The organism is Nitrospirota bacterium (assembly GCA_016195565.1).
Classification (GTDB): Bacteria; Nitrospirota; Thermodesulfovibrionia; order Thermodesulfovibrionales; family UBA1546; genus UBA1546.
Map to the genome: position 1 here is coordinate 12,627 of JACPZK010000026.1, position 13,670 is coordinate 26,296.

The 13,670-nt window shown below is 43.1% G+C and carries 12 protein-coding genes; 6 read left to right on the forward strand and 6 right to left on the reverse strand.

The features are described 5' to 3' along the window. The first annotated feature begins 59 nt into the window (after nt 1-59). The gene (gene priA, locus HY035_08450; protein ID MBI3378409.1) at nt 60-1,961 is read left to right on the forward strand and encodes a primosomal protein N'; all 1,902 of its coding nucleotides are present in this window, start codon (nt 60-62) and stop codon (nt 1,959-1,961) included. Between the two features lie 17 nt (nt 1,962-1,978). On the opposite strand, the gene HY035_08455 is transcribed toward priA, so the two are convergent. The 6 genes from HY035_08455 to HY035_08480 all read right to left on the reverse strand — a co-directional run bounded on the left by HY035_08455 (nt 1,979) and on the right by HY035_08480 (nt 6,365). Then, the gene (locus tag HY035_08455; GenBank protein ID MBI3378410.1) at nt 1,979-2,584 is read right to left on the reverse strand and encodes a hypothetical protein; all 606 of its coding nucleotides are present in this window, start codon (nt 2,582-2,584) and stop codon (nt 1,979-1,981) included. 34 nt (nt 2,585-2,618) lie between these two features. Beyond that, the gene (locus tag HY035_08460) at nt 2,619-3,857 is read right to left on the reverse strand and encodes a U32 family peptidase (protein ID MBI3378411.1); all 1,239 of its coding nucleotides are present in this window, start codon (nt 3,855-3,857) and stop codon (nt 2,619-2,621) included. After that, the gene (locus tag HY035_08465; GenBank protein MBI3378412.1) at nt 3,854-4,882 is read right to left on the reverse strand and encodes a dephospho-CoA kinase; all 1,029 of its coding nucleotides are present in this window, start codon (nt 4,880-4,882) and stop codon (nt 3,854-3,856) included. Before HY035_08465 ends, HY035_08460 begins: the two co-directional genes overlap by 4 nt. A gap of 96 nt (nt 4,883-4,978) precedes the next feature. Then, complete coding sequence (locus HY035_08470; protein MBI3378413.1) at nt 4,979-5,290, reverse strand: HNH endonuclease; 312 nt, start codon at nt 5,288-5,290, stop codon at nt 4,979-4,981. 386 nt (nt 5,291-5,676) lie between these two features. Beyond that, the gene (locus tag HY035_08475; GenBank protein ID MBI3378414.1) at nt 5,677-6,099 is read right to left on the reverse strand and encodes a type II toxin-antitoxin system VapC family toxin; all 423 of its coding nucleotides are present in this window, start codon (nt 6,097-6,099) and stop codon (nt 5,677-5,679) included. After that, complete coding sequence (locus tag HY035_08480) at nt 6,096-6,365, reverse strand: type II toxin-antitoxin system prevent-host-death family antitoxin (protein MBI3378415.1); 270 nt, start codon at nt 6,363-6,365, stop codon at nt 6,096-6,098. Before HY035_08480 ends, HY035_08475 begins: the two co-directional genes overlap by 4 nt. Nucleotides 6,366-6,473: 108 nt before the next feature. Here HY035_08480 and HY035_08485 point away from each other — a divergent pair, with 108 nt between their 5' ends. From HY035_08485 to fsa, 5 genes are all read left to right on the forward strand, one after another. Continuing rightward, complete coding sequence (locus tag HY035_08485) at nt 6,474-9,032, forward strand: TIGR03960 family B12-binding radical SAM protein (protein ID MBI3378416.1); 2,559 nt, start codon at nt 6,474-6,476, stop codon at nt 9,030-9,032. After that, nucleotides 9,014-10,519, forward strand: coding sequence for an Rne/Rng family ribonuclease (locus HY035_08490; protein ID MBI3378417.1), 1,506 nt, complete (start codon nt 9,014-9,016; stop codon nt 10,517-10,519). Before HY035_08485 ends, HY035_08490 begins: the two co-directional genes overlap by 19 nt. Before the next feature lie 58 nt (nt 10,520-10,577). Continuing rightward, nucleotides 10,578-11,402: an ATP-dependent sacrificial sulfur transferase LarE gene (larE, locus tag HY035_08495; protein MBI3378418.1), complete on the forward strand. Its 825-nt coding sequence runs from the start codon at nt 10,578-10,580 to the stop codon at nt 11,400-11,402. Continuing rightward, a complete protein-coding gene (locus tag HY035_08500) occupies nt 11,386-12,570 on the forward strand; it encodes a (Fe-S)-binding protein (protein MBI3378419.1) in 1,185 nt (394 codons plus the stop codon). Before larE ends, HY035_08500 begins: the two co-directional genes overlap by 17 nt. A 174-nt stretch (nt 12,571-12,744) precedes the next feature. Then, nucleotides 12,745-13,392: a fructose-6-phosphate aldolase gene (gene fsa, locus HY035_08505; GenBank protein ID MBI3378420.1), complete on the forward strand. Its 648-nt coding sequence runs from the start codon at nt 12,745-12,747 to the stop codon at nt 13,390-13,392. Nucleotides 13,393-13,670 lie beyond the last annotated feature (278 nt).

A 13,670-nucleotide genomic window follows, 5' to 3' on the forward strand; every position in this document is an offset into this window, starting at 1 on the left:
AAAAAACCTCAAGAGTCTCAAACTAACATAAACTATTTCCTCCTGTGCTAAAATCCATCATGGAATTTGTCGATGTTCTTTTCCCGATTAATCTGGGCCCGCTGACATACAAATGCCCTGAGCATCTGATTGATAAAGCGCATCCCGGAATGCTCGTTTCAGCGCCTCTGAAAAAACAGATAACAATGGGAATCATCCTCAGTAAATCTTCTGCGCCCATGTCCGACAACATAAAAAACATCAGCGATATCCACGGCGAATCGCCTCTGCTTGAACCGCCCTTGCTGAAACTCCTTAACTGGATGGCTGATTATTACATCATCGCAAATAAAGGACTTGTTCTTAAGAACATGCTGCCGCAGGAGACATTCAAAAAAGTAAAAGCTCGGAGCAAAGGGAAAACAGAAGAAAAGGAGAGTAATGAGATAATTGAGATAGACGAAAACATCTTATCTAAAATAAAAGAATCGCTTTCTAAAAGAGAATATAAAACCTTTCTTGTTCATGCCCCAAGTCCTTTATACGAAAGCGCAACAGTTACAAAAATCCTGCCGCAGGGCAAAAGCGCGATAATCCTTGTGCCTGAAATCGTACACATAAGCCATGTACTTCCTTTTATCAAAGAAACAGCAGGGGAGAGGTTATGCGTGCTGCACAGCGGTTTAAGCAAGGGACAGCGCTCAGAGGCTATGGAAAAAATCATTTCAGGGCAGTGCAATGTAGTGCTTGGCACGAGGATGGCGGTGTTTGCGCCTTTGAAAAATGTATCTCTGATTTCGGTTATGCATGAGCACAGCAGTTCATACAGGACAGAAGAAGGGCTGAGATTCAACGCAAGGGATATCGCTGTCATGAGGGGCTATCTTGAAAAAGCGGCGGTTGTATTGTCATCAATCTGTCCTTCGATAGAATCCGTTTATAATTCAAAACGGAGTAAATACACGCTTATCAGGCCTGACGTATATTCCCAGCGCCCGAAGATACGAATACTTAACATGAGGAATGAACATCAGCCGGCCCCTAATCTTTCAAAGACAGTTATAAATGAAGCGCTGTCGTCTATCAGTAAGAACGAAAAAATAATGTTTGTGATAAACAGGAAAGGCTATTCCATGCTCACATGCAAGGAATGCGGCTGCACCGAGACATGCGGCAAGTGCAGCATTCCGCTTATGTTCTATAAGAATGATAAGTCTCTGAGATGCCACTACTGCGGGGCGATAGCCGGTTCTCCTGAGAAGTGCAGAAGATGCGGAAGCTTTTCTCTTGAACCAGCAGGCTCCGGCATAGAACGGGTGGAAGAAAATATTAAAAAAGTTTTCGATATCGAGCCGCTGAGGATTGACAGCAACATGCTTAAAAGAAAACGCATTCCTGAAGACCTCTCTGATATAACAGAAGGCAAACCCATAATACTCGGGACAAAGCTTCTTACAAAAAGGCTGCACAGTTCAGAAAAATTAGGAATGGCGGCAGTGCTGAATGCTGACAGCTATCTGAATCAGCCTGATTTCCGCTCTGCTGAAAGGACATTTCATGAGATGTACGGCATTACCGACAAGATAAAACCCGGTGGTTCGCTTTTCATTCAGACAAGGATGCCGCAGAATTATATCTTCAGGCATCTTAAAAACTATGACTATGCTTCCTTCTGCGATGAAGAATTAGAAAAGAGAAAAGAAATGTTATATCCTCCGTTTTCAAAGCTGGCATTAATAACTTTTAATGGCAGAGATTGCGATGCACTCAGGACAGAAAAGGCAATCGGGGAGATACTTTCAGGCAATAAGGCTTTAGAGGTTCTTGGCCCTTCAGTCACGCCCACCAAAAAGGGGGGAAAGGAATATTCCCTGCTTTTTAAAGCAGTGTCAAAGAAGAATTTGCATTCTTCTGTAAAGAGATTTCTGGAGCTTCTCGGCAGCTACAAATGTTTGAATGTAAAAATTGCGATTGATCCGTAGTCTGTTTGGGAGTAATTTTAAGTGTATGCTGATTTGTCGCCGATATCGAAATGAATCGGCATGAAGACTTTTCTGAATGTGAAAAATAGAAGCATGAACGCTATCAGAAGAAGGCCGTAGGCCGCTCCTTCAAAACTAATCATCCGCACAGAGAAAAGCAAAAGATATAAAGGCATTATGAGCGCAAGGAGATAGCCTTCCGTTAACTTAAAACAGAATGCCTCTTTTGCAGCGATAAAGCCGAGACAGAGCGACAGCGGGATAAGAAGTAATGGGCCGTATGGTTTGTTGGCGACAACTCCGAGCAGATTCCCTTTCCCCACAATAAGCAGAATTACCAAGGCGGCAACAGATATGTAATAGAGCTTTTTCAATGTTCTTTTGAACTTGCTTACATAAAGGTGGATGAAAAATACGCTCATCCCAACAGATATATAAAGCGAGATGAGCAGGATATTGAATATCGTGATTAATACACGGTTATCCTGATTTTTCATGGAACTGAAGAGCATATACGAGGCGAGTGATATTATTAACGCCGAAAACACTATGCCAATCCTGTAAATCACAACCGTAACCTTGTCTTCTTTTGTCAGCGGCTGGAATATCTGCTGCTCGCCCATGGGACTATATTAACAGAAAAATCTCTGATGTTGTTCAAACAATCCCTTTTACATCCGGTTTTAGCCTGAAATTCTTGCCTCTTCTTATCAAATCGCCTTCCCTTGCTCCGGCGGGCACAGGCATAAAAACAATATTCTCATTTCTCGCAGTTGTAATATCCATGCCATCAGTATCTTTTACTGATTCAAGAACAAACAGTTTCTCTTCAAGTCCCGGCGAAAGATATTCTATAGCATCTCCCTTGTCAAGCCTGTTTCTCAGCTCAACCTTTGCAGTCCTGTTTTTAATCTCAAGGATAATCCCGACAAGCTCGTGGCTCATTCTGTAGCTTTCGCCGTCAAAGTTATAGTCGTTATCAGGCTGCTTGCCGAAGAACATCCCTGTTGTATATCCCCTGCTTGAGAACATTGAAAGCTCTTTTAACCACCTTGGATTAACAGCGTATTTCCCATTTCCGAGGGAATCTATCGCCTCCCTGTAAGTCTTCACAACACCAGCAGCATAATTTATGCCTTTCATCCTTCCTTCAATCTTAAAGCTGTCTATCCCTGCATCGCTCAGAAGGTGCAGATGCTCAATCATGCAGAGGTCTTTTGAGCTCATGATATAAGTCCCCCTGTCATCCTCAAATACGGGAAAGTGCTCTCCCTGCCTTTTTTCTTCCATGAGGGTATAGTTCCACCTGCATGAATTCGTGCATTCACCTCTGTTTGCGCTCCTTGATGTAAGAAAACTGCTTATATAACATCTTCCCGAATATGAAATGCAGATAGAGCCGTGGACAAAGACCTCAAGTTCAAGATCCGTCTTGCAGCGTATCTCCTTAATCTCATCTATAGTGAGTTCTCTTGAAAGCACAAGCCTCTTTGCGCCGAGGGTTTCCCAGAATTTCGCTGACTCGCTGTTTGTGATATTCGCCTGTGTGCTTACATGGATTGCAATCTCAGGGGTGCTTTTTTTGAACATCATGAAAAACCCGGGGTCAGAGAGTATCACTGCGTCAGGCATTGCATCTTTAAGAAACTCTATATATTCTTCCATCCCCTTTAAGTCTGAGTTGTGAGGGAAGATGTTTACTGTGACATAAGCTTTTTTATTTCTGGCGTGTGCATACTTTATTGCTTCTTTCAATTCTTCGGGTTCAAAGTTGCCAGCCTTGCCTCTGAGGCTGAACCTTGAATCGCCGAGATAGACCGCATCAGCTCCATAATGAATGGCTGTTCTGAGTTTCTCAAAATCTCCGGCAGGCGCAAGCAATTCAGATTTTTTCATCCCAAAATTTCCTTTGCTTTTTTTATATCTTTTTTTATCTGCACTTCCAGCGCCCTTGCATTTGGAAATTTCTTTTCATCACGGATGCGCTTTATAAAAAGCACCTTGATTTTTTTGCCTAAAAGATTTCCTGAGAAATTAAAAATATGAACCTCAAGACTTAATTCTGATGCGCCGAATGTCGGGTTCTTGCCGATATTAGCTGCGCCTTTATATATCTTTTTATTATTTAATGACACCGTCACCGCATAAACGCCTTCTTTGGGAGAATAGCCTTTAAATGAAATGTTTGCAGTCGGGGTATGAAGGAGCTTTTTCCCCCTTCCAGCGCCTTTAATGACTGTCCCTTCTATTGAAAAAGGCTTTCCGAGGATTTTTGCAGCCCTGTCAACCTTGCCTTCAAGAATAAGATTTTTAGTTTTCGCCTCTTTTAAGAGTTCTTTGTAAACCGCTGTAACCTGTTTTTTTGTCTTTTCAGGGTTCATGCTGTTATCAATCACAAAATCAGACTTCTTAATCTTTTCTTTTATCGGAAGCTGGCATTTGAGCCTTTCAATTACATTCCTTGGCGGAATGCCGAGCATGGAAAGCCTGTTAATTGCGGTAGTTTCTTTGGCGAATACGGTAATCATCTTATCAAATCTTCCTTCGTATCCCCTCTCAAATATCAAAGGCGCTTCTACGATGAACACCTTGCTTCCATCCTTAGTTTTTTTGAAGAAATCGTCAATCCTTTCAAAGACTAATGGATGAAGAAGGTCTTCAAGCTTAAGCCGCAGTGATTTATTCCTGAAAATCCTTTGAGCGATTTTACTCTTATCGAGATTGCCTTTTTTATCAAATACCCCTGCGCCCAAAAGTGCTTTTATTTTTTTTAGGACTTGTTTTTCCCTGAGAAGCTGTTGCACGACCCAGTCAGCGTCAATCGTAACAGCGCCAAGCTCCCTGAACATAGAAAGCACAGCGCTTTTCCCCATGCCGTAATTCCCTGTCAGCCCAGTGATGAACATAGGATTATTATACATTACGAGGGGAGTGTATCTGTTAGCGCGGGAGTTAAAGGTAACGACAGAATTCTGCGGTGGCTTTAGCCATCAGCAGAAATGATTTGTTAGATAGTTTTAATCATTACTATCTTTCTTTCCTTGATTACATTTATAGCATAGAGTTTGCAAATTATCTATTTTTGATAAACCACCCTTTGCAACAGGGATAATATGATCTATTTCAAGTTTAACGTTTTTATCTTCCTTCGGATTTGCGCCGCATTTGACGCATCTAAAATTATCTCTTTTTAGCACTTTCATGCGAGTTGTCGGAGATATTGGTTCTCGGCTATTTTTATTTTTTCGTCTATATAATTTTTCTTCGGGTAGTTGTCCTTCTTGAACTTGAACTATAAGTTTTGCTAAATACCCTAATCCCCCATACATATTTTGATAACTGTTAACTCTAAACGGGAGTTTGTTTTTGCTTAAATATGTTTCAAGCTGTCTATATGACGGTACAGCGTCGTTTTCTTGCCAACAAAGCTTAAAATGTTTAACCATTTCTTTCAATTCTAATTTACAGCTTCTTTCGGCTCTTATGCCCGCGGCAAGAAGCGCTTTCCCCCATGTGCCGAACCTTGTTCTAATTGTTCCAGAACTTGCAATACGATAAGGCCATTTGTCATATTCACGCAGGCCAAAAGTATCTTTTCCGCAGATTTCATGAAATTTCTTTAGTGACTGAATAATTTCGGGTTTGGAACATTGGGTTTTCTGTCTATCAATTTTGTATTTATAATTTTCCATCATTTTTTATGTAGCATGCATTCTTATAAAACCTTTATCCCCTCTTTTCCTGCTGCGCGGTTGAGTTTGGCGTCTGTGCTTGAAAAATAAACTTCTCCCAGTATCTTGCCTTTCAGGTTGACTGCGGATGCGAGATGAATGGAGTCAAAGCCTCTCAGAAGATATTTCTCCGCAATATCTCCGGCTGACCTTATTATCCCGTCTGTTACTTCAATGATAAAATAACTTTCCCAATCTCTGTTCAGATCCGCTACAATTTTTCTCAGGGCAGTTATTGAGAAGCCGTCATCTCTTTGTTTTCTTGCAAAGGCAGCCCTTGCCTCTGCATATGCAATCTTTGAAGCGGCAATAACAGATGCTTTTTGGGTTACATCCCTGACAATTGCCGAGCCTGCTTCTTCAACATACAGCTTTACCAGAGAACTCGTGTCCAGATAGACGATCATCTTCTGTCTTCAAGGACTATCTCTGAAACGGTTTTTCCCTTAATCCTTACAGGGTTTCTGCTGCCGGAGGGCTTTCCGCCCTTCCACGAAGCAAAGCCCTCATTAACGAGAGACAAGAGATGCGAGTCTTCCTTTGCCCTTTCAACCGGAGTGATTGTTGCTATTACAGTCTCTCTCTCAGTAATCAGGATCTTTTCGCCCTTTTTAACTTCGCGGAGATAGTGGCTCAGCCTGTTTTTAAGTTCCTTTACGCCTGCTGCTATCATGGCTACATTTTATACCGTGGTAGCTACCTTTGTCAAAGGATTTCTGTGACGGCAATCGGTATTCTACAGCTTCATGCTGGTTCGATGCCTATTATGTTATCCTAACATGTGAATTTATCACTCTTTCAAAAACCAAGCAGATACATAGATAACGAGATAAACTCTCTCAGAAAAGAGGCAGAGATTAGAGTCGCCCTATCCTTCCCTGACATCTATGATATCGGGATGTCGCACCTCGGGCTGAGAATCCTCTATAAGATAATCAATGACCTTCCATATGCCTCCGCAGAAAGGGCATTCCATCCGTGGCTTGATATGGAAGAGGAGATGAGGAATAAAGGCATCCTGCTTTCTTCTCTTGAGACAGGCAGGCCGCTGAAGGAGTTTGACATTGTCGGATTCAGCCTTCAGTATGAACTTTCATACACAGCTGTCCTTAATATGCTTCATCTCGGAGGAATCCCGATAAAGAGCGAAGAAAGGGCAAAAGGAAACTGGCCGCTGATAATCGCAGGAGGCCCCTGCACAGTCAACCCCCTTCCGATGTCTCCTTTCATAGATGCATTTTTAATAGGAGACGGCGAAGAAGCGGTGATAGAAATTTTAGAGACATACAGAAGATGGAAAAAAGAAGGGGATGGGAAGAGGGAATCTGTCTTAAAAGCCATTTCACAGATTGAAGGGATGTATGTGCCATTACTTCGTGGCAAGTTAAAAGTTGAAAGTTCAGAGTTGAAAGTTAAAAGAAGATATATTGAATCTCTCGATTCATCTCCATATCCGGAGTCTCCGATTGTCCCATATACAGCCATTGTCCATGACAGAGTGAATGTAGAGGTATCGCGCGGCTGCACGATGGGATGCAGGTTCTGTCAGGCAGGGATGATTTACAGGCCGCTTCGTGAAAGAAGCCCTGAGAATGTCCTGAAAATTGCAGGGAATTCTCTCAGGAACACGGGATACGAAGATGTCTCCTTCACATCTCTGAGCTCAGGAGATTACTCATGCCTTTTGCCTTTGATTAAAGAATTCAACAGCCGGTTTTCTGATAAAAAAGTTTCACTCTCACTGCCTTCGTTAAGGGTTGCCGCTGTTGATAGAGACATCCTTAAAGAGATAAAGAGCGTGAGAAAAACAGGCTTTACAATAGCTCCTGAGGCTGCGACTGAAAGACTGCGTAATGTCATAAACAAAGACTTCACAGGGGAAGATTACGAGAGAAGCCTTAATGCGCTCTTTGAAGAAGGCTGGCAGAACCTCAAGCTGTATTATATGGTAGGGCTTCCTACCGAGACCGATGCGGATATACAGGCAATACCTGAAATGATAATGAGGGCTTTAAGAATCGCAAAATCGCACACAGGAAGGCATGTAAAAATAAATGTGGGCGTCTCTCCATTTGTCCCAAAATCCCATACGCCGTTTCAGTGGCATGGACAGGAGAACATTGAGAGCATAAAGAGGAAGATGAAATATCTGAAAGAGATATTCAGGAAAAAGAGATTTGAGTTTAAGGGGCACAGGGAAGATATGAGTTTTCTTGAGGCGGTTTTTGCGCGGGGAGATGAGAGGCTTGCTCCTTTAATAGAGAAGGCATGGTCTCTGGGATGCAGGCTTGATGCTTGGGGAGAGACATTTGATTTTCAGAAATGGACTCAGGCAATGGAAGAGACAGGCATAAATGCAGCAGCATATGCGGAAAAGACTTACGGGACAGATGAAAGGCTGCCGTGGGACATTATTGATACAGGGGTAAATAAAGACTTCCTCTGCAAGGAATATCAGAGAGCAATTTCTGGAGAAAAAACATCTGACTGCAGGAAGGTTTGTCATGCGTGCGGGCTGAAATGTAAAGAAGTTAAGAGTGAAGACGGTAAATCCATTTTCGTGTCATTGCGAGGCGAAGCCGAAGCAATCTCAGAAGGTGAGATTCCTCGCTTTGCTCGGAATGACAAGCCGGAAATAGTGCGTATTCGCGTAGAATTCTCAAAATCAGGTGTTTTGAAATATCTATCTCATCTCGAACTTGTTACAGCGATATTCCGCGCAATGAGGAGGGCAGAGATACCAATGAGGTATTCGCAGGGATTTCATCCATCACCAAAAGTTGCTTTCGGGCCTGCTCTCGGCGTGGGCATCGCAGGCCTCAGAGAATACTTTGATATGGAGATAACACCGCCGTTTGATATAGAATATTTTATACCGAGGATGAATTCTGTTCTGCCGGAAGGCTTAAAAATAAAGGATGCTGTTTTAATATCTGACAAAGAGCCGTCCCTGAGCAGTTTCATATCACGGTACGAATATGAAATAATCTGTGATGACTCAGCGGTAGTAAGTGTCATTGCGAAGGACAGAGACCTGAAGCAATCCCAAGACGAGATTGCTTCGCTTTCGGCTTGCAATGACAAGCAAAAGGATCAAAATAGCAATAATATTGAAGACATCAAGGTGCTTGATAGAGAAACAGTCAGATTGACTCTTGTTGACGGCAAGGATAAAAAACCAAAGCTCAGCGAGATAATCCCTGAGATATTCGGTGTATCATATAAAGAGCTTGATATAACAAGGGTTGCGATGTACGGCTGGAAGGGCGAATGGTCGCTGCCTCTCGGAATTGAGCCGCAACGACTGGAAAGGAATATAACATGGTTAGCGAAATCCTGATTAATGCAACACATGAAGAAATAAGAGTAGCTCTCCTTGAAGGCGGGCAGGTGGTTGAATTCTATATTGAGAGGAAGCGCGATGCAAGCCTTGTCGGCAATATCTATAAGGGAAAGGTTGTCAAGATACTTCCGGGAATGCAGTCTGCCTTTATTGATATCGGGCTTGAAAGGGCGGCATTTCTTTATGTTGCAGACATAAGGGCTGACATCGAAGAATACGCTCCGTTTCTTGAAGAGGAAGAAAAAGGCGATTCCGTAGAATTTATCTCGCGCAAAGGCAGGTCGGATCTTGCCATAGAAGACCTCCTTCAGCCCGGGCAGGAAATCCTCGTCCATGCCTCAAAAGACCCTATAGGCAGCAAAGGCGCGCGTGTGACATCATACATCACGCTGCCGGGCCGCTATCTGGTGCTTATGCCGAATGTTGAGCATGTAGGCATTTCAAGGAGAATTGCCGATGAGCAGGAGAGGACGCGGTTAAAAACAATCGCAGAAACAATAAAGCCGAAAGGTTATGGGCTTATAATCAGGACTGCCAGCGAAAGATGCAGTGAAGAAGAACTGAAAAAGGATTTGGATTTTCTTATTCTGCTGTGGGAAAACATACAGAGGAAAAAAGAAAAGGTAACAGCGCCTTCTCTGCTTTACAGCGACCTTGATCTGGTATTCAGAAGCGTCAGAGACCTGCTTACGCAGGACGTTGAGAGACTTGTTATTGATTCTGCCGAGGAGTATGAAAGGATAAAGGAATTTGTCAGGACCTATTTCTCAAAGCTCCTTGACAAGATAATTTTCTATGAAGGGCAGGAGCCGGTATTTGATGCATTCGGTGTAGAACTGGATATCTCAAGGGCGCTCGGCAGAAGGGTCTGGCTCAAGTCAGGAGGCTATATCGTGACTGATCAGACAGAGGCGATGACTGTAATAGACGTCAATACAGGGAAGTTTGTCGGCAAGGACGATTTGGAGGACACGATATTAAAGACAAATCTTGAGGCTGTAAAGGAGATCGCATACCAGATAAGGCTGAGGAATCTCGGCGGAATAATAATAGTTGACTTCATTGATATGGAAAAACTGGAAAACAGGGAGAAGGTGTTTAACGCATTTGTTGAGGCGATGAAAAAAGACAGGGCGAAAAACACAATCCTGCATATATCAGAACTCGGGCTTATACAGATGACAAGGAAGCGCGTAAGGGAAAGCCTCGGCAGGACTCTCTGCGAGCCTTGTCCTTACTGTGAGGGAAAGGGGTTTGTGAAATCTCCGCGCACGCTCTGTTATGAAATATTCAGGGATATAAGCAAGCTTGCGATGCATGGTAGCGAAAAGATAATCATTACTGCCCATCCTTCTGTCGCGGAACTCCTGTCTGACGAAGAGAGGCTTGGCATTGAAGATATTGAGAACAAATACGGCATTAAGGTAATTATTAAAGAGAGCAATGTCCTTCATCAGGAGAAGTACGAGATAAATTCGCTGTAACCAAATACAGGAAGGAATCATCTGTTGCCAAACCCCTGCATGAGTTAAAATATCCATTATGTCAAATTCCAAACTTGAAAAATTAAATAACATCCTCAAAGAGATGGAAAGCGCTGTGCTTGCCTATTCAGGGGGTGTTGACAGCACGCTCCTGTTAAAAGCGATTCAGCTTTCAGGCATAAGGGCGCTTGCAGTAATAGCCGTTTCTGAAACCATGCCTGAAAATGATTTGTTATTTTCAAAAAAAATGTGTGAGGAGACAGGCATAAATCAGCTCATTATAAAAACAGAGGAGCTGAACATAGAGAATTTTGCAAAGAATCCTCATGACAGGTGCTTCTATTGCAAAGACGAACTATTCAGTAAGATACGGGAAATAGCAGGTGATGAGGGTTACAGGTTTGTGCTTGATGGAAGCAATCTTGATGATACGGCGGACTGGCGGCCGGGCAGAAAGGCTGCTTTAAACCACAGCGTAAGAAGCCCTTTGATAGAGGCAGGGCTGGACAAAAAAGATATAAGAGAAATATCCCGGAGGCTTAATCTTCCATCATGGGACAGGCCGTCTTCTCCATGCCTTGCATCAAGGTTTCCTTACGGAGAACAGATAACAGCAGAGGCATTACGACAGGTTGCAGAGGCGGAAGGTTTTCTGAGGTCACTGGGGTTTAAAGAATTCAGGGTGAGGCATCATAGTGATATTGCGCGGATTGAGCTTAGAGAAGAAGATATGGCTATGGCGCTTAAACCTGAGACGAGAAAAGCCATCACAGAGAAACTTAAATCCATAGGATATAAATTCGTTGTCATTGACATAGAAGGTTTCAGAAGCGGAAGGATGAACGAAGGGATAGAAAAGAAGCAAAATGAAAAACCTGCCTGATATTAAAGACCTTGAAAAGTGCGTCAGATGCGGAAGCTGTAAGGCATATTGTCCGACCTATGATGAAGACAATACAGAGGCAATGGGAGCCAGGGGCAGGCTCGCTCTTCTGAGAGGGCTTCTGCTTCAGGAGTTAAAACCCACGCCATTGCTCAATGAAAAAATTTTCAGCTGCATCCTCTGTGAGGCATGTTCCGGCCTCTGTCCGAACGGAGTTGATATAACGGAGAACATTTACAGAGGAAGGAATATGCTCAGGCAGGGAGATAAGAGGAGGAAGTATCTAAGACTTCTCGCAAAATTTTTTACCAGTAATCCTGACCTGAGCTACAAAATGCTCCAGATGTTTCAGTATGTATTGTTTCCGTATCTTATGAAAAAAGGGATTATCCCTCCTAACTTTAAGCTTCCTGAAAGTTCTTTCAAAGAAAGGACGCAGGTTTATAAGGTTCAGAAAAGGCGCGGAAGGGTGGCTATATTCACAGGTTGTGCTACCAATTTTTTATATCCTCACCTTGGGCTGTCATTAATAAACATACTCCTTAAGTCAGGTTATGAGGTGATAGTGCCCGGGGGCGAGGTATGCTGCGGAATGCCGCTGAGGGCGCTCGGGCTTGAAGAAGAAGCGCGCGAACTTGCAAAAAGAAATATGCGGATATTCGGAAAGTTAAAGGCAGAAGCGGTACTGAGCCTCTGCCCAACTTGCATTTCAGTGATAAAAAACCAATACCCAAAGATTATTAACGGCGGAATAAGCAATGCAATGGATGTGTCAAGTTTTCTTCTTGAAAGATTAGACTTTGCCCAGCCGTCACTTTTTTCACAGAAGTATGCGACAGTCACATACCATGACCCTTGCCATCTTGCATACGGGCTTGGCGTGAAAGATGAACCAAGGGGGATGCTGAAAAAAATCGGTGCAAACATCATTGAGAAAAAAGAAAATGGCTGCTGCGGTTCAGGAGGGCTTTTCAGCCTCACAAATAAAGATATTTCAGGCAGTCTTCTCAAAAAGCAGGCTGAAAGCTGTTTAAAAACAGGCGCGGCCGCTGTTGTTACAGCGTGTCCTGCCTGCATGATGCAGCTTGGCAGGGCCATTACAGGGATGCCTGTGTTTCATATCATAGAACTTATTGAGGAGGCATACTGTGACAGTGATGGGGTATAATATACGAAAATTTACTAATGAGTGCACAAGTAAAGCCTCACATTTTGTCATTCCCGCGAAAGCGGGAATCCAGAGAAAAGACTGGATTCCGTGTCAAGCACGGAATGACGGAAATGCCTATGTGAAAGTGTCTTTACTTACGGTCTTGTTAGGTAAAAGATAATAGGAGGAACAATGAAATTCTTTATTGACACAGCAAATGTAACCGAGATTAAAAAGGCATGGGAGGTCGGTGTTGTTGACGGCGTTACAACAAATCCGTCCTTAATCTCAAAAGAAGGCAGAGATCCCATCGAACTTCTTAAAGAGATATGCGGCATTGTTGACGGCCCTGTGAGCGCCGAGGTGGTTGGTTTGAAGGCAGAGGAAATGGTAAAAGAGGCAGAATCCCTTGCAAAGATACATAAAAACATAGTCGTAAAAATACCGATGACAGAAGACGGCTTAAGAGCAACAAAAAAACTTTCGGGCATGGGGATAAAGACGAATGTCACGCTCGTATTTTCTCCGAGCCAGGCGCTTCTTGCCGCTAAGGCAGGGGCAACTTATGCAAGCCCTTTTGTAGGAAGGCTTGATGACATAAGCCATTATGGAATGGGCCTTATTCAGGAGATAATGACAATCTATGAAAATTATGCGTTTGATACGCAGGTCATAGTTGCAAGCATAAGGAATCCGCTCCATGTTGTTGAGGCGGCAAAGATGGGAGCGCATGTTGCAACAATTCCGTATTCAGTGATAGCACAGCTTACAAAACATCCCTTAACAGATATTGGGATTGAAAAGTTCTTAAAAGACTGGGAAAAAGTTCCGAAGAAATAACTGAAAAGAAAGTGTTTTTTTGTCATTCCCGCTTGTCGGGAATCGTTCCCCTGTCAGAATCGTAAAGAAAGATTCTGGACAAGCCAGAATGACAGACCAAGGCAACTCGGAATAAAGCGTGACAGCTACCGCTAAAGAAGGAAAAATATACGAGGACATAACAAATCACTCGTGCGGACGGCTGATAGCCGCATACTTCAGCCCTGCGCTAAAATAGCGCCTGTTAAAAAATCCTTGACATCATAAATGCGGCGTATTAATATTAGTGTATGCTAAAA